The sequence below is a fragment of the Rhizobium sp. CC1099 genome (assembly GCF_029714385.1).
Taxonomy (GTDB): domain Bacteria; phylum Pseudomonadota; class Alphaproteobacteria; order Rhizobiales; family Rhizobiaceae; genus Rhizobium.
Genome location: NZ_CP121642.1, coordinates 2,303,284 through 2,328,682, shown reverse-complemented (window position 1 = coordinate 2,328,682; position 25,399 = coordinate 2,303,284). Strand labels below are relative to the sequence as shown.

Genomic DNA, 25,399 nt, shown 5'->3' with positions numbered 1-25,399 from the left:
CTCTCCGTACAGCCAATCAGCGAAAGACAAAAGATTATGAAAGCACTCGAAGGTAAAATCGCAGTCATCACGGGCGGAAGCAGCGGGATCGGGTTAGCGACAGCCAAGCGCTTCGTGGAAGAAGGTGCGCACGTCGTGATCACCGGGCGAAGAGAGAAAGAGCTGAAGGAGGCCGCAGCCTTCATTACGAGAAACGTTACGACGGTCGTCGGCGACGTGTCACGCTTGGAAGATCTGGACCACCTCTATGCCGTCGTGAAAGAGAAACATGGTCACATCGACATTCTCTTCGCGAACGCGGGCGCAGGGACAATCGCACCGCTCGCGGTCGCTACTGAGGCCCATTTTGACCAGACCTTCGATGTGAACGTGAAGGGTCTGTTCTTTACGGTGCAGAAGGCCCTTCCTCTCTTCAAAGACGGCGGTTCGATTATCCTGAACTCTTCAGTGTCGAACGTGTTGGGGGTTCCCGGGTTTAGCACCTACGCCGCGAGTAAGGCTGCTGTGCGCAACTTTGCGCGCGCTTGGACACTGGAGCTGAAAGACCGCAAAATCCGCGTGAACGCGATGAGCCCCGGGCCAATCGAGACCCCCGCCTTAGAGACAACGGCAGGCCTTACCCCCGAGCAAGCCGAGCAAGCGGCCGCCCAGTTTGCGTCACAGATCCCAATGGGTCGCAGGGGCAAACCAGGGGAAATCGCGGCTGCCGTCACGTTCCTCGCCTCCGATGAAAGTTCTTTCATCACTGGCGTGGATCTCGCCGTCGACGGAGGCATGGCGCAGGTCTGACCCCGGCGTTAAAACAAGATCGGAGAAGCATTATGAGCTATTCAATTATAGGATTCGGCAATATCGGCCACGCATTGGCCAAGGCGTTTGCCCGCAACGGCATCAAAGTATCCGTTGCAACCACACGCGACCCAGAAAGCTTTGCATCCGATCGGCCGCGATCGGACCCACGATCATTCCCAAAACACTGGCAGAAGCCCTCAAGGCGGATATCATCTTTTTGGCTGTCCGTTTCGAGTCGCACCCAGAGGTCGCGAAGGCGCTCGCCAGCTGGCAGGGGAAGACCATCGTCGATGTGACCAACGCCTACGGCGTGCCTCCTGAAAAACTGGGGGGACAGCCTTCTTCCAAGTTTGTTGCACAGGCATTCTCTGGTGCAAAACTAGTCAAGGGCTTCAACCATCTGGTCGCTGCCGTCCTTGATCAGGATCCGGCCGTGCATGGTGGCAGGAGGGTCGTGTTCCTGGCGAGCGACGATGACGACGCCGCAGCGGAGATTGGTGTGCTCGCGGAAAATCTCGGTTTCGCGCCGATCAAACTTGGCGGGCTGTCGGAAGGTGGGCTGCTGGTCCAGGCGCGCGGAAATAGCTGGGGTCAACTGATCTTCAAGGACCTGGTCAAGTTCGACTGATGAACACGACGTGCCAACCGGCAGGGCCACGATGCACGGATCGGATCGAGCACGATGCGATCGGTGCCAAATGGAGAAATTCCCATGAGCATTGAGAAGAACATCCAGACCGTGAAGGACTTCTTCGCCGCGATCGGCCGCGGCGACAGGGATGGCCTGCTGGCACTGGTCGCCGAAGACATCGAGTGGATCATCCCCGGCAAAGACTGGCCGCTGGCCGGAACGCACCGCGGACACGCGGGGCTAAAGGATTTGCTTGAGACGGCATCCAAGTCGATTGAAACGTCCACGGAACCCCGGGAGTTCGTGGCGCAAGGAGACCGGGTCCTCGTGCTCGGCTTCGCGAGGGGAAGGATCAAAGCCACGAACAAGACGTTCGAGGACGACTGGATCTTCGCCATCACCGTCCGGGACGGCAGACTGACCAACATCCGGGAATACGTCGACACACAAGCATTGGCGCGCGCCGCGCAGATGGGCGCGGCCGGGCCTGCATAGCACTGTTCGGCCATCGGTTCGGGGTAGACGATAGATCAGCCGAAAATCGCCCCATTGTACGCCGCGCGCTCGTCTAATGCCCAACCGTAAAGGAGATTCCGATGTACGACCAATCCAAACTATCCGAGTTGATCCGGTTCGCACGTGTAGATGCGGGCTCCACTGTCATTGACGTCTACCCAGGCGACGGTGATTGGACGCGCCTGTTCTCCGACGTCGTGGGACCCAAAGGGCGGGTCTACAGCTTCGTGCCGGCCGAAGTCGCCGACTTCAAGAACGATCCGGTTGGCCGCATGCGGACGCTCGCGAAGGAACCGGGCCGAGAGAACGTCGAAGCCGTCTCGGCGGACCTCGTCGCGATGCCGCAGGCCACGCAACCAGCGGATGTGCTGTGGCTGCACCTGTTCTACCACGATCTCCACACCGCGCTGATTCAGAAGAAGGGCGCGACGGCGGCCGACTTCAATCGAGCCGTCTACGAGCGGCTGAAGCCCGGTGGGTGCTACGTCATCGTCGACCACGCCGCCGCTGCAGGGGCGGGCACGGGCGACGCCCAGTCGCTGCATCGGATCGACCCTGCCTCTGTTCGCGAGGAGGTGGAGGCGGCCGGCTTCGTACTGGATGCGAAAAGCACAATGCTCGCGAACAACGACGATCCGCACTCGATCAAGGTGTTCGATCCCCCGATCAAGGGCCAGACCGATCGTTTCGCCTATCGGTTCGTGAAGATCTAACACTAAGCTATTCGCCAACGATGAGGTCGGCTCTCGTACGGAAGGCGGCTCTGACAAGTGCGATGACCGATTGTGGGTTGGTTTCGGAACGACAGCTTACCGCAGAAGCTGGTTGAAACCGGATCGTCCGCTGTCGGCCCCGGTTCCGCCGGTAGGTTGAGCGCCTCACGATGCAGGCAGTTGTGCTCACCCATGAGCAGCGCCGGGCACGGATCAATCCGACACGTCGGCCTGCTTGGAGAGGAGAATTTCTCTTGCATTAAAGGGTGGCGACGCGGTCAAAGAATCGCTATCTTCCCTGTATGGCAAAGACGACGTCCAAAAAACGAGCCACCGGGGCCGCATCGACACTCACAATGCGTACTTCTAGGAGTTCGCGTCCTAGCAAGGTGAAGTTCGGTAGTGTCGTTGTTACCGGTGCAAAGCCTAGTTCCGAGCTCGTGCAGGTGAACGTCAAAAAAAGCACCGAAGCGCTTGCGAGAGTAACAGCCAAACTGGCGAAGCCAGGCGTGTCCCTTCGCTCTAAGAAAGGCGTCCCCCGCTTCTCGATTGCAGAAAACGAAGCTGGCGTGTTCATACGACGCTTGGACGGACGTACCGAACGTGGTCGTTTGGTAAACGGCGTTTTCGAGGTCATTGATTGAGGCGTCTGAACGAAGCGATTGATCAGATTCTTCACGCTCAGCGGATAACAGGAAAGCCGCTTGCGATAATCCTTGCAGGCCATAACGGTTCGGGAAAGTCGACGATGTGGCGGAAGGTCCTTTCGGATAGGCTCCAAATCCCACTCATAAATGCCGACCGAATGATGTTGTCCATCCTGCCTGAGGCGGGCAGCGACGGGGCTCTGGTTCCATGGGCGCAGTCTCTCAGAGACACCGACCAAAGCTGGATGAAAGTGGCGCAGGACGGCGTTCAGGCCTTCGTCGGCCACGCGATGCAATCTAAAAAAAGTTCCCTTCGCCATGGAGACGGTTTTTTCTTACTGGGAGGAGCTTGCGGATGGCACCGTCCATTCCAAGCTCGAGCTTATTCGCGACATGCAGGCAGCCGGCTATTTTGTTCTGTTGTTATTTGTCGGTCTCTCCAATGTCGAACTCTCTATCCTTCGCGTTCAGACACGTGTCGCGGAACACGGGCATGACGTTGAGACGGAGCGTCTGATACGCCGATTCCCGAAAACCCAGCGTGCCATTGGCGCAGCTTCAACGATTGCCGATGCAACGGTGTTCGTTGACAACAGTCGTGAGGAGCGGCTGGCTTTCACGGTCTGCCGTGTACAGGTAGGGGAAGAGTGCATGTACGATCTCAGGAATACAGGGCGCTCGGTCCCCTCGGCAATTGCGCAATGGCTCGGTACCGTCAGCCCGCAGGTATGAAACGCCGCACGGGTGGCACCATTCCTCTTGCGCGAAGCTGCGATAGATCGTGGAACATCGTGAGAGAGGTCCTCAGCGGAACGGCAGGTTACCGATTTCCACGGCCAGAACCGGACGGGCAGCGAACGGCCCCCAAGGGTAGGTGCCAGTCAGCAACGCGCCCCCATGTCGACGTAGTGCTGAGCTTGGCCATCGTTCGAAGGCAGACATTGGCGAGACGCCTACAAACATCTCGATTGCCCTCAAAGCGGAACCTAAAACTATAGGAAGAGGCCGGCTTGCCGGTAGGGCCAATACCGCCGTTCGACCTGCGGTGCCGAAGTGTAATCACTCGATATCGGCGCTATTGTCGAAGGCGCCGATCGAACTTATGCTACGCCATCTTACCGCGGTATTTCTGCTATGGCATATAATCGGCATCGACTTCGCGTTTGGCCTGGGGTGGAGGAGTCAAATGGGTGCGTACGATTATCCATATATACGTGATAAAATTGTAATAAATGCCTATGTCCGGGGATTCTACGAAAAATTTGCGGGAGCCGGGCCGGTTTTTCTAATCGGTCGCGTGGTGACCCATGAGGTAGACCTCATTATCGGCTCGAGGCCGCTGATCATCATCGCCGACGAGTATCACGGCAATGGGAGAATGATAAACGCCGGCGGCGCATTCCCCAGCGGAAACGGTGGCACCGTCATTGTGCGATGCAAGCGATCGACCGGCGCCTATATCAGCGTGTCCGGCGGCCGGGGCGCCGATGGCGGGGTGGGGGCGGATGGCACCGAAGGCGTGCCCGACACCATTATTGAGGGACGATGGGTGACGGTGCCCGATCCCTGGCCGATGGAAACCACGCATGAGGAATGGATACCGGGCGAGGTCATTCCCGGCACGCCGGGCACCCCTCCCAGCATGGGTGGAAACGGCGGAGCAGGCGGAAATGCCGGCACGCTCATCTTCACGAGCATGATCGAGGACGAATTTCCGACCCTGCTCGCTGAGGGCGGCGGCGGGGGTGCCGGCGGCCCGGGAGGGTTTTTGGGCCAGGAACAAGCTCCGAGCGGAGCGGACGGGGCCTCGGGTGCAGCTTCTGCTGTCTCCTACACAGTTGTTTCCGAGGCCGATTTCCTGGCGCTCGTTCGCAACGATATCGGGGTCTACGCAAACTACTGGGCGCCGTTCCGGATCGCTGTCGGGAATTATTTCTACCACAAGTATAATTCTCGCGTGGCCCATCGGGCGGGCTATCTGACGCTGGCTGCAGGAGAGCTTGCGGCTGCGCTGCAGTTTCAGCCGGACAATGCGGAGGCGCTGCGGCTGCAAAGGCAGATGGTAGGCTTTCCCGAGCCTGCCGCGGGAACCGAGGAGGTGGTGTGGAAGGGCGGCGGCAACAACGCGCTGGGCCTGCCACGCGAGATGGACCTGCTGCCGCGCTTTGACTACTACATTGATGCCTATACCAGCTTCGGGCGGCTGGTGCTGGACTTCCTGAGCATGGGGACAGCGTCGCTCGCCAGCGCGCAGGGAATCGCGGCGATGACCGAGTTTGCGACGCAGCAGCTCACGGAAGTCACCGCAGCGCGCGACAACAGCAGTGACGAACTCGATATCGCCAAGGCCGAACAGAAGAATTCGGCCGAAGAAGTCACCTATGCCAAACAGCGGCTGGACAAGGTGATCGCGGAAATCCAGACCGCACGCCCGGTGATGCAGACCAAGAGCTTTTCATTTGGCGGGCTCATCGGCACGATCGCCTCAATCGGCGCGGCAGTGGTGAGCATTGCGGCCGCGATCCCGACGGGCGGCGCGAGCGTCGTGGCGCTGGCACCGTCATTGGTCGCGCTGACAAATTCCCTGAGCGACAATGCGGAGCCGATCGTCAAGGCCCTGATCGATGGCGCCAAGGTCAAGGACGAGGACCTCAATGAAGTCAAGAAGGCCTATGAGAAAGTCGGCAAGAATGTCGACGCCGTGGTCAAGGGCGGCAAATCCATCGTCAGCTTCGTCAAGCTGGTGCAGAGCCTCAATGCAGCAGGGGCGGCCCCCGACAGCTCCAAATATGTGGCGCTGGTCAAGCAGGGCACCGAGCTGGCGCACGAGCTGATGCTCGCCGGCAACCGGGCGACGCTGGCCCAGCAGCGCCTCGAGGCTGCAATCGCCAGGCTGGCGCGGGCCGAAGCCGTCGTCACCTCGGTGAACCAACTGATCGATGACCTAGAGAACAGGCGGCACACGATCCGGCAGGTTGGCCTCGCCGCCATAGACATAGCGGCTTCAAAAGCGCAGTCATTGCAGACCCTGGCATTCAGGGCACAAAGATCGGTCGAGATCTATACGCTGGAAAATCATAAACAGAACGTGTTCCTCGAAGCCGGCATGATCAGTCCGGACGACAGCAGGGCCTTTTATGAAGGCGAAATAGATGAAGTGCCTCTCGCCAATGCGTTGGTGAGGTCATGGGGCAACATATTGAACCCGATCAATATGAAGCTCGCCTATATTTCCTTCTTCGACGCAAGGCCGAGCTGGGATACCCACAGGATCTCCTTCAACGGGGACGGGCTCGAATTACCATCGCTTCGTGATACGCACAGCTTCAGATTCAGGGTCGAAGCGACGGACCTCGACGAAAGTCACTTTGAAACCAAGATCAAGAACGTGCTCGTTTCCTTTGTCGGAGCGGACAACCGAAGCGGAGAGATTTCGTGCATGGTGCGGCACGGCGGACAATATGAGCAGCGTCGACCGGATGGAACGGTAGACGTGCAGCAGTTGGCGCCGCAAACCATCAATCGCCGAGCGAAAACCACGCGGCTGGACCGGCCGATCGTGAACACCGACCCAGCGCTCGACGCCCCGACGTCATTGGCCATCTGGGGTCGGGGCGTGGGCGGAGAATGGGAGATCACCATAGAGCCGCACGAAATCGAAGCGAGCTCTCTGGATTTGAGCGGACTTTCGGAAATCCAGGTGTGGATTGATTATCAGTTTGTTCGGTAGGCATGGAAAAGGTCTTGCCAGTAGGTCGCGCTCGGGAAGACGAGCGACCGCAAGGTCTGCGAAGCGTTGGTTCTGAGCACAATCCTGGTGCCCGATAGGCTTGGCTGAGGGCCAGAGGCGCGGCCCCGACCGCGCACTTCGCTATATAGGCCAGCATTCACCGACAATACCCTGCCGATCGTCGTTGCAAGTCGGATAGCCACCCCGAACGTCTGCTTTGCGCCTGCTCGATCTGCAAGCTGCCAGACAGCATCCGGCCCCGTGAATCCTTGAGATCATGCGTTTTCTTGAAGGCCAATGATGGCCGAAGGAGAACTCAAATGGGTATTGCACAATACGATCCTGCCGCACTGGGCCGACCGGCATGGAACGCCGGCCGAAAGGTCGGCGTCAAGAAACCCCTGAAGCAGCGCCAGATTTGGGCGATCCGCTTCTTCCTCGACCGGGAGGGGCGCATGAGAGATCGCGCGCTGTTTGATCTAGCAATCGACAGTAAGCTCCGAGGCTGCGATCTTGTTAAGGTCAAAATCGGAACCCTCGTCACAGGTCAAGAAATTCGAACCCGCGCCATGGTCGTCCAGCAAAAGACCGGTCGTCCCGTACAGTTTGAGATCACGGCCGACGTCAGGGCAAGTCTGCTTGCATGGCTTGAACGGAGAGGTGGAACAATTGACGACTACGCCTTTCCCAGTCGAGTCGATCATTCCGATCATCTCAGCACTCGCCAGTATGCCCGATTGGTCGATGAGTGGGTAACTGCAATTGGGCTAGGACGCGAAGACTACGGCACACACTCGCTTCGACGCACGAAGGCCGCGATGATCTACAAAGCGACGGGCAATCTTCGTGCAATCCAGATTCTGCTCGGACATACCAAGATCGAGAACACGGCCAGGTACTTTGGTGTGGACATCGAGGATGCGCTGGAACTAGCAGAGCATACAGAGATTTGACAGAGTGCGGCCCCGAACCCAGCGGGGCCGTGCCTCTTGGGGAAAATGTTTCCGGTTTTAGCAGTTCGATTGAGCGGCCATGCGCCCTCATTTCGGCCATTCGGGCTGCTTTTTAGCTGTACTGTGAGCTGCCGATCCCCTGGGCCAGATTGACGAGCATCCACGAACTGTGTGAATTGCAGCGATGGGAGTGAGCAATGTTTAAAGAGCCCCCTCGCAGGTTTCACCGCTGCTACATTTCGGCGCCCTTTGGCATCGACCTGGGATCGTTGCCGAGTCTTTTGGGTCAACGTCAAATCGCCTGGAACTGGGCCGCCGCCGACGTCCCGAGTGAACTAACTTACGCGACGGGGATCGAACGATGCGATTTCGTCGTTGCCGATTTAGATGCCCGGCTGATATGCAATTCGTCCGCACATCCCGGATCAGTTGCGAAACTGTCGGACGGTTTCGCGTCAGGTAGTATTTGCTAAGGGTAACGCGGACGATCTCTTCCCGCTTTGCATCCAGTACCCGGTGGCCCTCAGGCCGGCCACGTTTACGGTCGACTAGAGAGGTGACCGTCCCACCTGATCGAAACAGTTTGATAAGGCGGTAAACCGTTGATCGGCTGACGTCGAGCTCAGTTGTAAGTTGTTTCACGTCTGCGGCGGTCATCGGACCAGTTCGATGCTTCAGGAATTCCCGAATGCCGTCTGCGCGTTTGCACGCTTCATCCCAAAGCGCTTCATCGACTTCATCAGGAAATGCGTCAATTTGCCAAGGCACCATCGATTATCTCGATCGCCTGAATCTCCCAAAAGCCAAGTCAAAATCTCACATTAACTGCTAAATCCCAAATTAAGTGGCACGGCAACCAATTGAAATCATTGGCCAACGAGTCTTACATTTTAAAGATAAAGCGACAAGTCCTCGCAGCCCTACCCGCCGGCATGACCGCGACATCGTCGAATTACGGTCAGGTTTCTCGCATAGCGAAATGAGCCGTCACGGTGGCAGGCCTGCGTTTCGCAAACCATCGGCCCATCGTGCGGCGTCGTCCGGTCGCCGGATCGGGAAGAAATCGTTGAGGCTGGAGAGGCGGAAGTCGGGATCAAGCTGACGCAATCGTGTCATCGCCTCCGTGGCCTCTGGAGCTTGTCCAGCCAGTGCGTGGCTTGCTGCAGCGACGCAGGTTGCGATGAAGTGGACCGGCTGCTCACGAATGGCCGCGTGCGCCCATGATGACGCATCCGCGTATTGGCCAGCAAAGAAGTAGGCGGCGGCCATTGCGGCTTGCGCATTACAAATCTGGGGGTCTTGTGGGTTCAGCCGCATGGCCCGCGTGAGATGATCGATTGCCCCCTCCGGTTCGCCAAGCCAAATCCTGGCCCACCCGCTGAACAGCCATGCTGAGGCCAAATTGGGATTGAGCCCAAGAGCACGTTGCAATAAATCTGCGCCATAATCGTGTGCGCCAAGAACATACGCGAAGGCGATTCCAGCGGTGCAGAGCGCCACCGCATCATCCTTGCCCAGGGCCGCTGCATGCCGGGCCAGCCGCTCGGTTTCGGCAGCCTCCTGCGCGTGATCGACCATCCAACCACTTGCCTTCCGCTGAGAATAGCAGCGCGCCGCCATGCCGTAAGCCGCAGCAAATTCCGGATCGAGTTCGATGGCGCGGTAAAAGAGCCGCAGAGCCTCATTGTTGGTTTCTCGGCTCCAGCAATGCAAGGCTGCCAAGCCCCGAAGGAAGTAATCGTAGGCGTCGAGGTTCTCGGTAGGCTTGTGCTTGGCCCGCTTGATCTCAGCCTGCTCGAGCTTCGGTCCGATGGCGCCGACCACGCTCGAGGTTACTCGGTCCTGCAGTTCGAAAATGTCTTCCAGTTCCCCTTCAAAGCGATCCGCCCATATATGTACGCCCGTCGTGGCCTCAACAAGCTCGGCAGATATGCGCACTCGATTGGCCGCCCTGCGCACGCTGCCTTCCAGCACGTAGCGCACGCCTAATTCGCGCCCGACCTGCTTCACGTCGACAGCGCGCCCCTTGTACGTGAAGCTGGAATTGCGGGCGATAACGAAGAGCCAGCGAATGCGCGACAGCCCGATGATAATCTCTTCGACGATGCCGTCGCCAAAATAGTCCTGTGCTGGATCGCTGCTCATGTTCCCAAACGGCAGTACTGCGATCGATGGCCGGTCCGGTAACGCGGGTCCAGGCGCCCGCAACGGGATGATCTGCTCGAGGTGCGCTCGGAAGGTCCTCAGCGGGCGCGCGATATTCTTAAGGTGGTGCAAGCCCATATCGGCAAAACTAATATCGACCTTGCCATCGATCTGTCGGTATACGTCTTCGGAGATGCAGATTCCGCCGGCCTCGGAAATCTCCTCAAGCCGGGTCGCCACGTTGACACCGTCTCCCAGAATGTCATCGCCCTCGATCAGGACGTCGCCGAGATTGATTCCGATGCGGAACAGCATCCGTTGATCGGCGGGTGCCACCGCATTTCGCTCCGCCATCAACTTCTGGATGGCCGCTGCGCACGCGACGGCCGCGACGACCGAGGGGAACTCCAGTAGCACGCCGTCGCCTATGGTCTTTACAATCCGACCGCCGTGGTCTGTGATAATCGGCGAGATGGCTTCGCGGTGGCCCCGCAGCGCACGCGCCGTTCCGGCTTCATCGACTCCCATCAGCCGACTGAAGCCCACGACGTCGGCAGCCAGAATAGCTGCCAGTCTGCGTTCCACCTGGGGCTGGCCCACGGACTCGTACCTTTCTCCCAGTTTTAAGGCACGCACTATAGCACGAGCCCCCCATGGGGCGCTCGGCTCAATTTCGAAAGTCCTTGGAAGAAGGCCGGTGCATCGCCATCCAGCCCCTCTCTTGCTTTTCGACTAGGGTGTGAAGGCAGCTAATCCTGCTTTGTCACGTTCATTTCGCGCACCGTGCGCATGGCAAACAGGTCGCAATGACCGCGTTGGCGGAGCTGCCTGCCTCTGATCTGAATGGCCGCTATTGCAGTTCGGGCCTTGAAAGCGGACAGCCCGCTCCCGGCCCCGAAGACGCCATCGCCATCATCGAGCGCATGCTGACGGTGATCCGCTTCTCCCGACCGCTCTCTGACTCTCCGACTTCAGCTACACCTGTTCCGCCGGCATCGCCGCCTGCCTCCCGTCAGACAGCGCCTCGGAGCTTTATCGGCGCGCCGACCAGGCGCTCTATGCCGCCAAGCTGAGCGGCCGGGACAGGGCGCGCGGCGTAGGATGCTGGCTGATTTCCGCGGGCTCATAAAGCCACGTCGTGCGCGTGATCGATTCTCTTCGAGTGCAGGATGCAAGTACCATATCTGAACCGACCTCGTCGTGCTAGGCATCGGGCATGGGATTCGGGGTATTCATTCACCGCTCAGATTCGATCTACGAGGACAGCCCGGCAGAACAATATCAGTTCCCGCGCCAGGATCTCGGCCGCATGCAAGCCTGCCTCGGAGATTGGATCATTTACTACGAGCCCCGCAAGGTCGCGGCTGCCGATTTGTCGGTCACTGTTGTCAGTTGGCTTGCGCGAATGGCCACCTTTTCCGGTTGCCACCGCAAAGAAATCATTCCGGATTATAGGACGCTCACACTCGCCGCTTTTCCCCGCACCCACTCACACCGCCGCGCTAAAATCCGCCGCCAGCACTGCGTCCTTGAGAGCGCGTGAATAGGGATGCTGCGGGTTATCAAGCACGGGGCGGGCCTGTCCGCGTTCGACGATTTCGCCCTTGCGCATGATGATGATGTTGTCGCTGATGTAATAGGCGGTGGCGAGGTCGTGGGTGATGTAGATGATCGAAAGCCCGAGCTCGTTTTTCAGGCGGCCGAAGAGGTTGACGATCGCCATGCGCAGCGAGGCGTCGACCATGGAGACGGGCTCGTCGGCGACCAGCAGGCGGGGTTGCGGGATCAGCGCGCGGGCAATAGCGACGCGCTGAAGCTGGCCGCCGGATAGTTCGTGGGGAAAGCGGCCTTTCACTTCCTCCAGCGTGAGGCCGACATGCACCAAGGCGGCATCGGCCATCCGCTCCGCCTCTTTCCGGTCCGGCCGCTTTCCCGAGGCGGAGAAATTGCGGGCCGTCTCGAAGAGGTAACGGTCGACCCGCTTCAGCGGATTGAAGGCTTCGAACGGGTTCTGGAGGACCGGCTGGACCTCCTTCATGAAAGCCGTGCGTTCGGATCGGCTATGGATGGAGACGGTTTTTCCCGAAAATTCCAGCCGTCCTTCCGTCGGCTCGGTCTGCCCCAGGATCATGGCCGCGATCGTCGATTTGCCCGAGCCGGACTCGCCGACGATCGACAGGATCTCCGGTTCCGCCCCCACTTCGAAGCTGACGTCCTTGACCGCCGTGATTAGGCGCCGGCCGAGCAGGCCGCCTTGGCGGTAGACCTTGGTGACATGCGAGAGGCGAAGCAGAGCACTCAAACCGGATCTCCCGTAACGGCAAAACACGCCACGCGCCGCCCAGGCTCGACGGTGACGAGCGGCGGAACCTTCTGTGAGCAGATGTCCATCCGTTTTGGACAGCGCGGGTGAAACCGGCAGCCTTCCGGCGGCATGGCAAGGTTCGGCGGCCGTCCCTCCAGCGAGGGCCGCGCTGTGGCGTCGCCGATGCGTGGCAGGCTGCCGACCAGATGCTGCGTATAGGGGTGGAGCGGCATGCTGAAGAGCTTGGGGGTCGGCGCCTCCTCGACAAGCCGCCCGGCATAGACGATGCCGATGCGGTCGGAGACCGTCGCATGCACCCCCATATCATGCGTGACGAATAGGAAGGACGAGCCCATCTCGCGCTGGATTTCGCGGATCATCGAAAGCACGTCGCGCTGAACGATCACGTCGAGCGCGGTCGTCGGCTCGTCGGCGATGATGAACTCCGGCGTCAGGATGGTCGCGAGCGCAATCGTCATGCGCTGGCGCATGCCGCCGGATAGTTCGTGCGGATAGGCGTCGAGCAGCTGCGGATCGAGCTTCAGCCGCTGCAGATGGGCGGCGACCTTCTCGAAAAAGATCCCCTTGCTGACCTTCATGTGGCGAAAGGCGAAATCGGTGAAGGAATGGCGGATCCGGCGCACCGGATTAAGCACATTCATCGAGCCCTGCATGATATAGGACAGATGCCGCCAGCGCAGCGCCATGCGCTCGTCAGGCGTCATCGCGTAGATATCCTGGGTGCCGCCGGCGAAATGGAATTTGACATTGCCCGATACGACCCTCAGCGGCGGCCGAATGGCGCCTGCGATGGTCTTGATCAACGTCGTCTTGCCGCTGCTCGATTCGCCGGCAACGCCATAAACCTCGCCGCGGCCGATCGTCAGGCTGATATCGTCGACGGCCCGCACTTCGCGGTCGACGCCGAAGAGGAAGGCGCGGTAATAGGCTTTCAGATTCTGGATTTCGACCAAAGGCTCCATACTAACTTCCCATCCGGTTGAGCCGGCTGCGCGGATCATTGTATTCGTTCATCGACATGGAGAGCAGGAAGAGCGCCAGGAAGAGAATGACGATCACGGCGACGGGGGCGGCCACCCACCACCATATGCCTGAGATCAGCGCCGAATGGGCATTAGCCCAGTAGATCATCATGCCCATGGTCGGCGTCTCGATATCGGTGAAACCGAGCACCGAAAGCGTGATCTCCATACCGATCGACCAGATCATGTTGTTCATCGTCGTGGCGAAGACGATCGGCAGCACATACGGCAGGTGCTCCTCGACGAGGATCTTGCGCATCGTCATGCCGGAATAGACGCTCTGGGTGGTAAACGGCCTGGATTTCAGGCCGATCGCCACCGATCGGATGAGGCGGGCGTCATAGGACCAGCCGAGCAGGGCCATGATGACGATCAGCGCCGTCCAGGTCATGCTGTCCTTCAGCACGAAATAGAAAAGGATTAGCAGCGGAAACTGCGGGATGACCATGACGCTGTCGTTGATGGCCATCAGCACCCGGTCGACCGTGCCGCCGGCATAACCGGCGACAAGGCCGACCACCAGCGAGATGATGCGCGAGAGAAAGGCGACGCCGATGCCGAAATACAGGGTGTTGCGAAGGGCTGTCGTCAGCTGCCAGAAAACGTCCTGGCCGCGCGATGTCGTGCCCAGCCAATATTCGCCGTCGGGCGGCATGTCGGCCGGCAGAAGATAGATGTCCGTCGCGCCATAGGGCGAGAAATAGGACATGATGACCAGCCCGGCGATGACCGCAAAGAGCAGCAGGCCGCAGAGGAATTCCATGTTGTGGCGTGAGAGGTCGCGGATGATCGTAAACATGCTCTATTCCACCTTGATGCGCGGATCGATCAGCGGGCTCAGAATGTCGATGATGAAGACGGCGGCGGCAACGCCGACGATCGACAATGCGCTGAGGCCGAGCACCAGGCTGTAGTCGCCGGCATGCACCGCCGAGATCAGCAGGTTTCCAATGCCCGGATAGCCGAAGACGATTTCGGTGATGACAGTGCCGTTGAAGATCGCACCAAGCGACATGGCAAGCCCGGTGAATTGCGGCACCATGGCATTGCGGGCGATGTAGGAGCGGAGAATTTTATTCTTCGGGACCCCACCGAGCTCGGCGAAGGTGACGTAATCATCGGTGATGATGTTGGAGACGAGCGCCCGCATCCCGATCAGCCAACTGCCTGCTCCCACAAGGATCAGCGACAGGGCGGGCAGGATTGAATGTTCCAGGATGTCGAGAACCAAGGCGAAGGAGAGGTCCAGATTGGCGTTCATCTCGTAGCCGCCATTGATTGGCAGCACCGGCCAGAGATAGCCGAAGACAATGAGAAGCACGAAGGCGAGGATATAATAGGGAATGGGAAGCAGCGCGATGAAAACGAGGCTGACGCCCTTCAGCACCATATTCTTCCGGTAATAGCCGGCGAGCGCGCCGATCGCATTGCCGAGCACGAAGGTGATCAGCGTCGAGACCGTCATCAGCCCGATCGTCCAGGGCAGTGACCGCAGGATGATGGTGGAAACGGGTGTGGGAAAGGCCGAGAGCGACGGGCCGAGATCGCCTGTGGCAAGCCGCAGCCAGAAATTCAGATATTGCTGCCAGATCGAACCTTCCATGCCGTAAAGCTCGCGAAGCGACTGGCGCATCAGCTCGATCGCATTGGGGTCGGACTGACCCATCTGCGTGATGGCGCCTATGCTTTCTTCGACCGGATCGATCGGGGTCAGGTGGGTGACGAAGAAGGTGATCGTCACGCCGAGAAATACGACGAGCAGAAACTGACCGAACCGCTTCAGCACAAAGAGCAGATAGGACGTCATAAGGCGGAGGTTCCTCTCTGGTTCCTTTCTGGAAAGGATCGACGAGCATGGCAGCTGGGGCTCATGCCCGTCGATGAGGGGGCCGGCGCGATGGCTGCGCGCCGGCGTTGGGAGGATTATTTCGGTTGAGCCGGTTTCAGTTTGACCATCATCAGCCTTGAGTTCGCCCAGTTCGGCACTGGATCGGTGTAGGGGTCTGCGATGGTCGGATAGCCGGTCCAATAGGTCGTATCCATCGAGGTGAAGACGTTATAGGACATCAGCGGGATCGTCGGCATTTCGCGGGCAACGAGCTTCAGATAATCCTTGCCGAGTTCGATGCCCTTCGGATCTTCGGCGCCGATGCCGCGGATGCTCTCGATGATCTTGTCGAGCTCCGGATTGGACCAGCGCTGCCAGTTGCGCGGCGGCTGGTTCTCGCCCTTCTTCGCCACGAACTGCGAGTGCCAGCTGTCGAGGAAGAAGGACAGGTCGGGATCGCCGCCCCAGGTTTCGACGCTCCAAGCGATCGCCACCTGGAAATCGCCGGGCTGCAGCGCCACCTGCCAAAGCTTCGCGGCCGGCACCGCTTTGGCGTCGATGCCGAAGGAGGCCCATTGCTGCGCGATCAGGGTTCCGGCCCGGGTGAAGACGGAGCGCGTGTCGCCCTCCACCGTCATCCGGATCCTGAACGGCTGGCCGTCCGGCGTCATCCACTTGCCGCCGGTTTTCTTGAAGCCGGCCTTTTCCAGAAGCTCGGTCGCTGCCTGCGGATCCGGTTTCCACCAGCCATAGCCGAATGCCGTGGTGATCGCCTGCGGGTCGGTCGGGATCTGGTCCTTGAACTTCGGCTGCTTGCGCAGGATATCGGCGATCTGTTGCCCGATCGTCGGATCGTAAGGCTTGATCTTGCGCTTGCCGGTATCGATTTCGAAGTCCTTCAGCCAATCCTGCATCGGCGCCTGGTAATCTTTCATCGTGGCTGCCGTGGGCGGCACGCCGAGCGCTGACAGCGTGGCAGCGCCGCGGTAGCTCGCCATGTCGACGGCCTTGATGTCGATCAGCAGGGCAAGCGCCCAGCGCACATCGGCATTGTCAAAGGGCGGATTTTGGGTGTTGAAAATGACAGCCGGAAGTGTCGGATCCGGATGGGCGAAAGGAAAGCCCGGGAACCAGGTTTCGACCGATTTGGATTTCTCCTTGAGGGTGAACATGCCCTCCGGCGTATTGTCGTGAATGATATCGAGATTGTGCTCGAGCTGAGCGATGGTGCGTTTATCCGGCGGGCCGGGATCGACATAGGTCACATATTTCGGGGCCGGTTCGCCAAAGCGGGCAAGCGATGTCCGCTGCCAATCCTCACGCTTCTCCCAGGTATACCACTGGCCCTGAGGATCGTACGCCTTGAGCTTGTAGGCGCCGAGCGAGACCGGATTGGCGAAATCATAGCGAAGCGGATCCTCCACCTTCTCGAAGACATGCTTGGGCATGATCCAGGCGCCGTTCCAGCGCACGGTGAAGATGGCGTGGAAGCGCGAATTCGGCTTCTTCAGCTTGAACACGACGGTCTGGGGATCGGTCGCCTCGACGCTTGCCACCTGCACCGTGAAGGCCGCACTCCAGACCATGCCGGGGTGGTCCATCTGCGTCTTGACGGTATAGACGACGTCATCGGCCGTGAATTCCACGCCGTCGCTCCAATAGAGCCCCTTGCGCAGTTTCACGGTCATTTCTGTGAAGTCGGCATTATATTGCGGCTTGTCGGCGGCCAGCGAATTGTCCCATGTCGCGCCGCCAAGCCCTTGTTCGGGGTCGATATACCAGAGCGTATCCATGGTCAGCTGCTGCAGACCGGTCGATACGCCGCCGCCGCCATTGACCCAGATGTTGAACCAGCCGGGATTCTTGATCGTCCCTTCCGGATTTTCGACGATGAGCGTCTCCTTGCGTGGCAAGGAGGTGTATTCTTGGGCTCCGGCCACTGCGGTCAGGCCGAACGTGGCCAGCACGAAGCCGAATGCAAACCTCTTCCACTTTTGCATGAACTCCTCCCTTGAAAGCGACCATGCCGCGGCCGCAAAGGCGCGCATGGGCATGTCGCGGTTGCCGGATCGCAGAAGCCTCAAGGACTTGGCAGAGCGCCCAAGTCTTCGACGAACCATCCCTCCGGCTCGCCTGCCTCCTCGCAGTGAGCCGAATAACCTCAGCCGGGGGCGAACCCGGCGGCGGCTGTCACACCGACAGCCGGATGACGTTATAGGACAGCGGTTTCAGCGCCGCCCGCACCCGTACGTCCTCAACCCCGGCGCTCTCGACCTTTGTGGGCACGACCGTCTCCGGCCGCTGCGCCGTATTAACGGCTTCGAGATCGCCATGGCTCATTTCCACCTGTTCGATCAGCCGGGCGCCGCCAAAACCTTCCAGCCGCACGTCGAGATCGAGCGCCGTATCCGGATGGCGGTTGACGGCAAAGAAGGTCAGCGTCCTGCCGTCCTCGGAATGGACCGCCGAGACGTCCAGATAGGGCACCTCGTTCTCCTCGTCGCTGTCATAGCTCGGGCCGTCGACGACCAACTGCAGTGCTGCGCCGCGGCCATATCTGGAGGCGTAGTAGAAGGGGTAATAGATCGTCTGGCGCCAGGCAGCACCGCCGTCCTCGGTCATAATAGGGGCGATCACGTTGACGAGCTGGGCGATGCAGGCTATGCGCACCCGGTCGGAGCGGCGGATGAAGGTGTTGAGGATGCCGCCCACCTGCAGCACGTCCTCGAAATTATAGACGTCCTCAAGCAGATGCGGCGCATCCGGCCACTCGTCGCGCGCGAGAATCTCCTTGTCCTGCTGGTTGGAATGATACCAGACGTTCCATTCGTCGAAGGAAATGCCGATCGTCTTCTTCGAGCGTTTCTTCGCCTTGATGTAGTCGATAACGCCGCCGATCGTGGTGATGTAGCGGTCGAGCTTTGTCGCGCGGGCGAGATAGTTCAGCGTATTCTTCTCGCGGTTGGCGAAATACATATGCAGCGAGATGTAATCGGCGCTGTCATAGCACTGGTCGAGAACCTCCGCCTCCCACTGCGGATAGGTCTTCATGTCGGAATTGGACGAGCCGCAGACCACGAGTTCGAGCGACTTGTCGAAGCCGCGCATGGCTTTGGCCGTCTCGTCCGCCAGCCGGCCATATTCATAGGCCGACTTGTGGCCGACCTGCCAGGGGCCGTCCATCTCGTTGCCGAGGCACCACAATTTCACGTCGTGCGGATTGGACCAGCCGTGCTTGCGGCGCAGATCCGACCAGTAGGTGCCGCCGGGATGGTTGCAATATTCCAGGAAATTGCGGGCGGCGTCGAGGCCGCGTGATCCGAGATTGACGGCGAGCATCGGCTTGGTATTGGCCTTCTTGCACCAGTCGACGAATTCGTTGACGCCGATCTGGTTGGCTTCGCGCGTGCGCCAGGCCAGGTCGAGGCGAACGGGGCGCTCCGAACGCGGGCCGACGCCGTCTTCCCAATTATAGGCCGAGACGAAATTGCCGCCGGGATAACGGCAGTAAGGCGTGTCGAGCTCGCGCACCAGATCGAGCACGTCGCGGCGAAAGCCGTCCTCGTCGGCTGTGGGATGTCCTGGCTCATAGATGCCCCCGTAGATCGCTCTGCCGAGGTGCTCGAGAAACGAGCTGTAGAGCCTGGCATCAATGGTCGCGATGCGAAAATCGCGGTGGGCAACGATATTCGTCTTCAACGGATACTCCCGTTTTATGTATCAAGAATTTTGTTTTCTTGTCTCTAACTTGATATCAGCAATGTCGTTCTGTCAACCGATTCACGGATTTAATCATACTAATGAAGAATTCAGATAAATCCATTTAATTACATATAGTTAAATACATTTGGGCGTCGCTAAAACTGGAAATAAATAAGCTTTTTAAATCAGGATATCCGATATTAACTGCCTCAGACATGTAGCCGCATGATGATATCGCGGCCGCGATTTCCGAAGCCGCGGCCGAAAATATTCACCCCGCCGGTATGGCCGGCGTTCTCGGCGATACCGACCCTCAGCCGGATGGAAGAATGCTGGGCGAGCGCCAGATCGTTGAGGGTGACATTCGATGCTGCCACACCGTCGATGAAGGTGCCGCGCGTCGAGATCCGCCAGGTCTTCATCATCCCATATTGCGAACCCTCGAGCTTCCACCAGGCCGGCGTGAAAGCGCCGCGCTTGTCGCCGTAATCGCCCGGCGACGTCCAGGTGCCGATCGCCATGCCATTGACCCAGAGCGTAATGTCGGAAGGCCAATCCGGATTGGTCCCGGGCACCTCCGACGACAGCTCCAGCGCAAATTCGATGGCGCGGATATCCTTGTTCAACACCTTGGCATTATTGGGGAATTTATATTCCACATAGCCCCGGCCGAACCAGACGAGCCCGGCCTGCATCCGCTGCGGATCGAGGAAGTAGTCGGGCACATCGAGCGGACCGATAACGCTCTCCGTGGAGCAGAGGCCGCATGGCGCATGGACGTCGCAGCTCGTATAGAGCCCGACCGGCATCTCGACCTCGATGATATTGTTCGCCCTCTGCGCCGCACTTTCCTCGAAGCTGATCAGAATTTCGCTATAGACCGCCGAGCAGATCTTCTGATTTCCCTTCCGCGCCTTTGCCAGCCGGGAATCCACCAGCCCTGCATCTTCCAGGATCTGGATGCCGGTTGCGACGGTGGATTGCGGAAGGGAAAGCGCCTGCGCGATGTCGTTGATATTAAGCGGTCCCTTGGCGCAGAGCAGCTTCAGAATCTCGATCCGCGCCGGTGCCGAAAGCGCCCGAATGGCCTCGCTGTTCTCCCCAGCGGCAATTGTCAAAAACGAACGTTCCATCACTTCCCCATAATTTCCGGTGAAGTGATGTATATCGGAAATTATGATACGGCAAGGGGATGTTGGTAAAAACAATCACAGGTCAAAGTCCGGCGCGTCCGGGATCGACAGCCGGGGTGGAATGTCGAGCGCAACTCCTCCGACCGATTGCAAGCGGGCACGGATAGTATCGGCGAGATTACGCGCCACCGGCTCGGTGTTCGCAAGTGCCGTGCAGAATATCGCGTGCCTCGTCTTCCATTGAACGGCCATGCGTGGCGGCGCGAACGCGCAGCCGCTGCTTCAATCTCTCATCGAAATTGCGGATCGTGATCCTGGCCATCATTGCCTCAATTATCAAGCGACGGTTACCAGATGCGGCGCAGCCTCAGTCTGTTAGGGCGGTTCGTCGGCGGACCGAGCTCGCGACAGGCGTAGGCAAGGACGAGAAGGCACGACGATCTTGTCCATGATCAGCCACGAGTGGCGGCCTCCGTTCTTGATCATCACCGTGTAGCGGCTCTTGCGCTCGTCCAGTGAGGTGACATTGGCTGTACCGAATCCTCGTCGGAAGATCAGGAGATCGCCTTCCCAGTGTCCAAACTGCGAGCGGTCGTCAACAAACCAGGACGTTGATCGATCCTGCAGTCAAATGGGATCAAGCCGTTGCGGGCTTGCGCAATCCACGTCGTCGGCACATGCGACGGCCTTCGGGCCGACGCCAATAAAGTTCCAGAGCATAAACCTCCTTGCCGTAGATGACGCGATAGACGTCTCCGGACAAACGCGGCCGGCGATCTGGCTCCGGCGACCGGTGTGCCTTCAGTCGATCGGATGACCGGCGCGGGACCGCAGGAAAGGTACCGTTCTCAAGATTGCGACTGCGCAACAGCTGCCGTTATCTCACGGACACGATACCTTCGCTACCGCTGCGGCCTTGCCGCAACGGCTTCATATCCAGCGGAATTTTCGGAACGATTGAAGGCGAACAACAATCGCTCTGTGCGCGACGAGCATGGCGAATATTTCCAGCTCTACAGTCCTACGGTGAAGTCCGTTTTTCGAGATTGTCGAAAGGCGCGGCTATCGGAGATACGGCGCGGCAAAGCCATTTTCCGCATCGCTGCGCTCAGAAAGCATCTGCGACCGGTGGCGTTTCGCAGGCCGGACTAACCGCAACCTGCGCGAAAACGCCGTTTTTTGAACGCGTATAAGCGTATGAGGTTGAGCTCGTCGAAAGGCGTTCCTGTCAACTTTAGAGCCACCTAATGAACGATTTGTGATCGTCCGGCGTTATCCTCACAAGGAGGAAATGACCATGAAGAATATGAACAATAGGCAAGTGCATGTGCCAGGCCCGCACGAGCGCGACGTTGCCGATCACTGCAAGAAACTTGGGGTTGATCCGGCAGAGGAGCGCAAGCTCTTGCGGTTGCTTGGCAAGAACGCACCCCTTCATGAGATTCGGGCGAACGTCTCGCCGAAACAGCCGCGGTTCCGCTGATCGATGTCCTTTGTGCCTCGGGATCGGCGACGAATGGCTGAGCCCTCCGTCGCCATCTCCGGTGTGGCCGAAGGAATCGTCAGACGCCGCGCTTGTTGCCCCACAGCAGCACATGTAGTTGCGGCAGCACGCGCGCCTCGAACCACCGATCTTCCGTCACCTTGTCGATCAGCCAGAGCATCCGGTCCATGATGCCGTCGATATCGACGCTTGCGTCTTCGTCTACGAGCGGGGGCGGCGTATGATTGCCGGGTTGAAGATAAACGGGAAGCGTCGGGTAACGTGCCGCGGCGGTCCGGGCGAAGAGGTAATCGCGATCGTCGAACACAACGATCTTCAGCGCAAGCTGCGGCTTTTCGGCAGCCATTTTCAGGCAGGCCTCGAACGCGCACCAGTCGGTCTCCATGCCGCTTGACGGCGGCTTCGGGCTCAGGACAAGAACGTCGAGATCGGCAAACCAATCCTTGGCAATGCTGCCCTGGCTTTCCAGCGCGAAACGGAAACCCTCGCTGTGTCCGCGTTCTATCAGCGGCCCGAGCGGTTGGATCGCCGGATTACCTCCTGATAGCGACACCGTCAGCGGTTTGTTGCCCGAAAGCCGCAAGACCTCCTGCCAGATATCGTCGACCGACATCGCACGCCATTGATCGCGATACTCGCTGTCGACGGCATGCAGCGTATCACACCATGAGCAACGGTAATCGCAGCCCCCCGTCCTGACAAAAACGGTCGGAAGGCCGATCAAGATACCTTCCCCCTGAATGGTAGGCCCGAAGATCTCGCTGACGCGGATTTCGGCCTTGCGGGCGACGGTCATGGCCGGTATTCCGCCCAGGTCTTCGGCGTCTCGCTGACGCGCACGGCCGAGGTTTCCGGCAGGCGATCCTTGCACCAATCGTAGAAATGCTTCGCCAGACACTCAGCCGTCACCTGATCATGACCGAGGACCTCGTTCAGGTGTCGGTGGTCGAAGGACTCGTCAATATAGGACTTCAGCGGCGCAAGCTCGTGGTAATCGCGGACAAATCCGTGGCTGTTGAGGGTTGCTGCCGAAAGTTCCACCTCCACGACGTAATTGTGTCCGTGAAGGCGGCCGCATTGATGGTCGGCGGGCAGGCTTGTGAGCCGGTGCGAGGCGGAGAAATGAAATTCCTTGGTGATGCGGAACATCATTTCACCTCTTCAGCAGCAAAGCCCGTGGTTGCGGCCACCCAGAAGTCCGGGTCCTCGTAGTCCGTCGGATCGTCTATGCCGGCCAGATGAAACGCTTCGCGCCGTTCGACACAGGTGCCGCAGCGGCCGCAGTGGCGCGAACCGCCCTTGTAGCACGACCAGGTCTCTGCGAACGGAGTGCCGTTCCTGGCGCCATCCGTTACGATGTCGGCCTTCGAGACGGTGACGTAAGGTGCAAAAAGCGAAACGCTGGCATAGCCGTCGAGCGCATGGTTCTGCATGTCCTGGAAGGACTGGATAAAACCTGGCCGGCAGTCCGGATAGATGAAGTGGTCCCCGCCATGCACGGCGACTGCGACCGCATCGGCCTTCTGCGCCGCCGCAAGCCCAAAGGCGATGGCAAGCATGATGGCGTTGCGGTTCGGTACGACGGTCGCCTTCATCGTCTCTTCGGCATAATGCCCGTCCGGAACATCGATGTCGTCGGTCAGCGCCGATCCCGTCAGATGGCGGCCTATATTCTTGATGTCGATGATCTGATGGGCCACACCCAGGCGTTTGGCGCATGCAGCCGCGAAATCGAGTTCCTTGCGGTGCCGCTGTCCGTAGTCGAAGGAGAGAAGGCCGATGAGTTCGTGTTCCGCGGCAACCTTGTGCGCAAGCGAAACGGAGTCCAATCCGCCGGAGCAGATGACGATGGTTTTCATGATGTCGGATCCCTTGTTTTGACCGGGTGGGCTGCGACCGGATTACGGGAGCGCTTCTAAAGCAATAAACCCAGCTTGTGAAGGGTCCCGGCAGGAATGTTTTATTAGCATTATCTTGCGTAGCAAAGGAACGAAGCGCAAGATGCTGCCACGGCGGAACGGGGCTCTGCCGCCTTGGGGAGGAAATCATGGACAACTTGAACCTTACGACCCTGCAGAAGGGCCAAACGGCCATGTCGGACGTTGCGCTCGATGCCTTCGCGGCAGGTCTGCGCGGCAGATTGCTCACGGGAACGGACGTCGACTACGACGAGGCGCGGGCCATATGGAATGGGATGATTGACCGGCGCCCGGGTCTCATCGTGCGCTGCGCTGGTGCCGCCGACGTTATGAGATCCGTCCGGTTCGCGCGCGAAAACAATCTTCTTTTGGCGGTCCGCGGTGGCGGGCACAACATCGCCGGCAATGCCGTCTGTGAAGGCGGCCTGGTCATTGATCTGTCGCCGATGAAATCGGTAAGGGTCGACCCGGGCACACGGCGTTTACGGGTCGAGCCGGGTGCAACGCTTGCTGATGTCGATAACGAAACACAGGCTTTCGGGCTGGCTCTACCGACAGGAATCAATTCCACGACCGGCATTGCCGGACTGACACTTGGTGGCGGTTTCGGCTGGCTTACACGCAAGTTCGGGCTGACGATCGACAATATCATTTCGATGGAGGTCGTAACCGCTGAAGGCAAGCTGGTACGCGTGAGCGAGAACGAAGAGCCGGATCTGTTTTGGGCGCTACGCGGGGGCGGTGGCAATTTCGGCGTCGTAACCTCCTTTGAGTTCCGGCTCCACGACCTGCCGGGCGAGGTTCTGGCAGGTCTGGTCGTCCATCCTTTTGCCGACGCGGAAATGGTGCTCAGGCAATATCGCCAGGTGCTCGAAACGGCGCCGGACGAACTCACATGCTGGGCGGTCATGCGCAAGGCACCGCCGCTGCCTTTCCTGCCCGCCGAATGGCACGGCAGGGAAATCCTTGCACTCGCCATGTGCCATTGCGGCGACATCGAAGCGGGCAAAGTCGCTGCCGCGGCGCTTCGTGACATCGGCAATCCGATTGCCGATGTTGTCGGTCCGACACCTTTTGCCGCCTGGCAACAGGCATTCGACCCGCTGCTGACCCCAGGCGCGCGCAATTATTGGAAGAGCCAGGATTTCGCAGAGCTCTCGGATGCGACGATTGCAGCTCTCCTCGATGCCGTTCGCAAGCTTCCGGGGCCGGAATGCGAGATCTTCATTGGCCATGTGGGCGGTGCAGCGGGCCGCATCGCAGTGGAGGATACGGCTTTTCCACAGCGCAACTCGCATTTCGTCATGAACGTCCATGCGCGCTGGCGCGAGAAATCGATGGACAGCACGTGCATCGGCTGGGCACGCGAGCTTTTCGAGGCAACGAAGAAGCACGCCATCGGCACAGCCTACATCAACTTCATGCCGGAGGATGAAAGCGATCGTGTCGAAGCGGCCTATGGCGGCAACTACAAACGTCTGACGGAGATCAAGCGGCGTTACGATCCTCAGAATCTGTTCCGCATGAACCAGAATGTGCAGCCACAGGCGGAAATGCGGGCCGCCGGCTGACCGGTCAGCAACGGAATTGGATGAAACGCTAGGTGCCGCCGCAATGCTGATCCTCGGCGGTACCGCAATGAGTTGGGATCGCTCCATCCGTCTCCAAGCGGACCCAGGAGGCTTGGTCTATCGCGGCTTCGCCGTAAGTGCCGAGGCGCAATTTGGCTTTCGGACGGGGGCGCGACCGCAACCGCTTCAGAATGATGGTTTCAATTTTGATTTGCAGCCACCCGATATCTCCCGCTAAAAACACGTAAAAATCTCAGCTGTGCAGCC

General features: G+C 59.4%; 21 protein-coding genes and 6 pseudogenes. 12 read left to right on the top strand and 15 right to left on the bottom strand.

The genetic code is table 11. The features are described 5' to 3' along the window. Positions 1-36: 36 nt before the first annotated feature. The 4 genes and pseudogenes from QA644_RS32460 (at position 37) to QA644_RS32445 (ending at position 2,652) form a co-directional block, all read left to right on the top strand. Positions 37-789, top strand: coding sequence for a glucose 1-dehydrogenase (locus tag QA644_RS32460; RefSeq protein ID WP_283073122.1), 753 nt, complete (start codon positions 37-39; stop codon positions 787-789). Between the two features lie 32 nt (positions 790-821). Next, a pseudogene (locus QA644_RS32455) lies at positions 822-1,420 on the top strand (NAD(P)-binding domain-containing protein). A gap of 84 nt (positions 1,421-1,504) precedes the next feature. Next, the gene (locus QA644_RS32450; protein ID WP_072378902.1) at positions 1,505-1,918 is read left to right on the top strand and encodes a nuclear transport factor 2 family protein; all 414 of its coding nucleotides are present in this window, start codon (positions 1,505-1,507) and stop codon (positions 1,916-1,918) included. Between the two features lie 101 nt (positions 1,919-2,019). Continuing rightward, the gene (locus QA644_RS32445; RefSeq protein WP_283073121.1) at positions 2,020-2,652 is read left to right on the top strand and encodes a class I SAM-dependent methyltransferase; all 633 of its coding nucleotides are present in this window, start codon (positions 2,020-2,022) and stop codon (positions 2,650-2,652) included. 289 nt (positions 2,653-2,941) lie between these two features. Here QA644_RS32445 and QA644_RS32440 read toward each other — a convergent pair whose 3' ends face one another. Further along, entirely contained in the window at positions 2,942-3,619 is a 678-nt protein-coding gene (locus tag QA644_RS32440) for a hypothetical protein (protein ID WP_283073120.1), read from the bottom strand. Between QA644_RS32440 and QA644_RS32435 the strand changes: the two genes are divergently transcribed. From QA644_RS32435 to QA644_RS32425, 3 genes are all read left to right on the top strand, one after another. After that, entirely contained in the window at positions 3,618-4,031 is a 414-nt protein-coding gene (locus tag QA644_RS32435) for a hypothetical protein (RefSeq protein WP_283073119.1), read from the top strand. The genes QA644_RS32440 and QA644_RS32435 overlap by 2 nt on opposite strands. Before the next feature lie 346 nt (positions 4,032-4,377). Then, positions 4,378-7,029 (top strand): hypothetical protein, encoded by a 2,652-nt coding sequence (locus QA644_RS32430; RefSeq protein ID WP_283073118.1) that lies wholly within the window; start codon positions 4,378-4,380, stop codon positions 7,027-7,029. Between the two features lie 320 nt (positions 7,030-7,349). Continuing rightward, complete coding sequence (locus tag QA644_RS32425) at positions 7,350-7,982, top strand: tyrosine-type recombinase/integrase (RefSeq protein ID WP_283073117.1); 633 nt, start codon at positions 7,350-7,352, stop codon at positions 7,980-7,982. Positions 7,983-8,183: 201 nt separating this feature from the next. Here the strand turns inward: QA644_RS32425 and QA644_RS32420 are convergent, their stop codons facing one another. After that, positions 8,184-8,639 (bottom strand): helix-turn-helix domain-containing protein, encoded by a 456-nt coding sequence (locus QA644_RS32420; protein ID WP_283074072.1) that lies wholly within the window; start codon positions 8,637-8,639, stop codon positions 8,184-8,186. 330 nt (positions 8,640-8,969) lie between these two features. Continuing rightward, positions 8,970-10,655: an adenylate/guanylate cyclase domain-containing protein gene (locus QA644_RS32415; RefSeq protein ID WP_233450595.1), complete on the bottom strand. Its 1,686-nt coding sequence runs from the start codon at positions 10,653-10,655 to the stop codon at positions 8,970-8,972. A 353-nt stretch (positions 10,656-11,008) separates the two neighbouring features. Here QA644_RS32415 and QA644_RS32410 point away from each other — a divergent pair. Together QA644_RS32410 and QA644_RS32405 are read left to right on the top strand one after the other, a co-directional pair. Then, a pseudogene (locus tag QA644_RS32410) lies at positions 11,009-11,256 on the top strand (diguanylate cyclase); the annotation flags it as partial. A gap of 87 nt (positions 11,257-11,343) precedes the next feature. Further along, positions 11,344-11,493: pseudogene (locus tag QA644_RS32405) on the top strand (restriction endonuclease); the annotation flags it as partial. Between the two features lie 123 nt (positions 11,494-11,616). On the opposite strand, the gene QA644_RS32400 reads toward QA644_RS32405, so the two are convergent. The 9 genes and pseudogenes from QA644_RS32400 to QA644_RS32360 form a co-directional block, all read right to left on the bottom strand. Beyond that, positions 11,617-12,429 (bottom strand): ABC transporter ATP-binding protein, encoded by an 813-nt coding sequence (locus QA644_RS32400; RefSeq protein ID WP_283073116.1) that lies wholly within the window; start codon positions 12,427-12,429, stop codon positions 11,617-11,619. Continuing rightward, positions 12,426-13,415, bottom strand: a complete 990-nt coding sequence (locus QA644_RS32395; protein ID WP_283073115.1) for an ABC transporter ATP-binding protein — start codon at positions 13,413-13,415, stop codon at positions 12,426-12,428. The genes QA644_RS32400 and QA644_RS32395 overlap by 4 nt, the downstream gene beginning before the upstream one ends. A 1-nt stretch (position 13,416) precedes the next feature. Continuing rightward, positions 13,417-14,274, bottom strand: coding sequence for an ABC transporter permease (locus tag QA644_RS32390; RefSeq protein WP_283073114.1), 858 nt, complete (start codon positions 14,272-14,274; stop codon positions 13,417-13,419). A 3-nt stretch (positions 14,275-14,277) separates the two neighbouring features. Further along, the gene (locus tag QA644_RS32385) at positions 14,278-15,282 is read right to left on the bottom strand and encodes an ABC transporter permease (RefSeq protein WP_283073113.1); all 1,005 of its coding nucleotides are present in this window, start codon (positions 15,280-15,282) and stop codon (positions 14,278-14,280) included. A 116-nt stretch (positions 15,283-15,398) separates the two neighbouring features. Further along, on the bottom strand, positions 15,399-17,303 hold the full coding sequence (locus QA644_RS32380) for an ABC transporter substrate-binding protein (protein WP_283073112.1): 1,905 nt from the start codon (positions 17,301-17,303) through the stop codon (positions 15,399-15,401). A gap of 190 nt (positions 17,304-17,493) precedes the next feature. Next, positions 17,494-19,002 (bottom strand): alpha-N-arabinofuranosidase, encoded by a 1,509-nt coding sequence (locus tag QA644_RS32375; RefSeq protein WP_283073111.1) that lies wholly within the window; start codon positions 19,000-19,002, stop codon positions 17,494-17,496. Between the two features lie 212 nt (positions 19,003-19,214). Further along, positions 19,215-20,138: an ArsR family transcriptional regulator gene (locus QA644_RS32370; RefSeq protein WP_283073110.1), complete on the bottom strand. Its 924-nt coding sequence runs from the start codon at positions 20,136-20,138 to the stop codon at positions 19,215-19,217. 75 nt (positions 20,139-20,213) lie between these two features. Beyond that, positions 20,214-20,460 (bottom strand): annotated as a pseudogene (locus QA644_RS32365) (plasmid stabilization protein). A 93-nt stretch (positions 20,461-20,553) separates the two neighbouring features. Next, positions 20,554-20,889 (bottom strand): annotated as a pseudogene (locus QA644_RS32360) (IS30 family transposase); the annotation flags it as partial. Positions 20,890-21,080: 191 nt separating this feature from the next. Here QA644_RS32360 and QA644_RS32355 point away from each other — a divergent pair. Both QA644_RS32355 and QA644_RS32350 read left to right on the top strand, forming a co-directional pair. Further along, positions 21,081-21,290 (top strand): annotated as a pseudogene (locus QA644_RS32355) (3-keto-5-aminohexanoate cleavage protein); the annotation flags it as partial. A gap of 145 nt (positions 21,291-21,435) precedes the next feature. Continuing rightward, positions 21,436-21,621, top strand: a complete 186-nt coding sequence (locus QA644_RS32350; RefSeq protein ID WP_239602682.1) for a hypothetical protein — start codon at positions 21,436-21,438, stop codon at positions 21,619-21,621. Between the two features lie 79 nt (positions 21,622-21,700). Here the strand turns inward: QA644_RS32350 and queE are convergent, their stop codons facing one another. From queE to queC, 3 genes are read right to left on the bottom strand one after another with little or no spacing between them, the layout of a single operon-like run. Then, a complete protein-coding gene (queE, locus tag QA644_RS32345; RefSeq protein ID WP_283073109.1) occupies positions 21,701-22,438 on the bottom strand; it encodes a 7-carboxy-7-deazaguanine synthase QueE in 738 nt (245 codons plus the stop codon). Then, positions 22,435-22,791 carry a 6-carboxytetrahydropterin synthase QueD gene (gene queD, locus QA644_RS32340; protein WP_074073169.1) on the bottom strand — a complete coding sequence of 119 codons (357 nt, stop codon included), beginning with the start codon at positions 22,789-22,791 and terminating at the stop codon, positions 22,435-22,437. Before queD ends, queE begins: the two co-directional genes overlap by 4 nt. Further along, positions 22,791-23,501 carry a 7-cyano-7-deazaguanine synthase QueC gene (queC, locus tag QA644_RS32335; RefSeq protein ID WP_283073108.1) on the bottom strand — a complete coding sequence of 237 codons (711 nt, stop codon included), beginning with the start codon at positions 23,499-23,501 and terminating at the stop codon, positions 22,791-22,793. The genes queD and queC overlap by 1 nt, the downstream gene beginning before the upstream one ends. 188 nt (positions 23,502-23,689) lie before the next feature. On the opposite strand from queC, the gene QA644_RS32330 reads away from it, so the two are divergent. Beyond that, on the top strand, positions 23,690-25,132 hold the full coding sequence (locus QA644_RS32330; RefSeq protein WP_283073107.1) for an FAD-binding oxidoreductase: 1,443 nt from the start codon (positions 23,690-23,692) through the stop codon (positions 25,130-25,132). Positions 25,133-25,399 lie beyond the last annotated feature (267 nt).

Coding starts and splice junctions, on each gene's coding strand:
- QA644_RS32460 (WP_283073122.1), top strand. CDS start 37: ATGAAAGCACTCGAAGGTAAAATCGCAGTCATCACGGGCGGAAGCAGC.
- QA644_RS32450 (WP_072378902.1), top strand. CDS start 1,505: ATGAGCATTGAGAAGAACATCCAGACCGTGAAGGACTTCTTCGCCGCG.
- QA644_RS32445 (WP_283073121.1), top strand. CDS start 2,020: ATGTACGACCAATCCAAACTATCCGAGTTGATCCGGTTCGCACGTGTA.
- QA644_RS32435 (WP_283073119.1), top strand. CDS start 3,618: ATGGAGACGGTTTTTTCTTACTGGGAGGAGCTTGCGGATGGCACCGTC.
- QA644_RS32440 (WP_283073120.1), bottom strand. CDS start 3,619: ATGGCGAAGGGAACTTTTTTTAGATTGCATCGCGTGGCCGACGAAGGC.
- QA644_RS32425 (WP_283073117.1), top strand. CDS start 7,350: ATGGGTATTGCACAATACGATCCTGCCGCACTGGGCCGACCGGCATGG.
- QA644_RS32420 (WP_283074072.1), bottom strand. CDS start 8,639: ATGACCGCCGCAGACGTGAAACAACTTACAACTGAGCTCGACGTCAGC.
- QA644_RS32415 (WP_233450595.1), bottom strand. CDS start 10,655: ATGGGAGTCGATGAAGCCGGAACGGCGCGTGCGCTGCGGGGCCACCGC.
- QA644_RS32395 (WP_283073115.1), bottom strand. CDS start 13,415: ATGGAGCCTTTGGTCGAAATCCAGAATCTGAAAGCCTATTACCGCGCC.
- QA644_RS32390 (WP_283073114.1), bottom strand. CDS start 14,274: ATGTTTACGATCATCCGCGACCTCTCACGCCACAACATGGAATTCCTC.
- QA644_RS32385 (WP_283073113.1), bottom strand. CDS start 15,282: ATGACGTCCTATCTGCTCTTTGTGCTGAAGCGGTTCGGTCAGTTTCTG.
- QA644_RS32380 (WP_283073112.1), bottom strand. CDS start 17,303: ATGCAAAAGTGGAAGAGGTTTGCATTCGGCTTCGTGCTGGCCACGTTC.
- QA644_RS32370 (WP_283073110.1), bottom strand. CDS start 20,138: ATGGAACGTTCGTTTTTGACAATTGCCGCTGGGGAGAACAGCGAGGCC.
- QA644_RS32350 (WP_239602682.1), top strand. CDS start 21,436: ATGAAGAATATGAACAATAGGCAAGTGCATGTGCCAGGCCCGCACGAG.
- queE (WP_283073109.1), bottom strand. CDS start 22,438: ATGACCGTCGCCCGCAAGGCCGAAATCCGCGTCAGCGAGATCTTCGGG.
- queD (WP_074073169.1), bottom strand. CDS start 22,791: ATGTTCCGCATCACCAAGGAATTTCATTTCTCCGCCTCGCACCGGCTC.
- queC (WP_283073108.1), bottom strand. CDS start 23,501: ATGAAAACCATCGTCATCTGCTCCGGCGGATTGGACTCCGTTTCGCTT.
- QA644_RS32330 (WP_283073107.1), top strand. CDS start 23,690: ATGGACAACTTGAACCTTACGACCCTGCAGAAGGGCCAAACGGCCATG.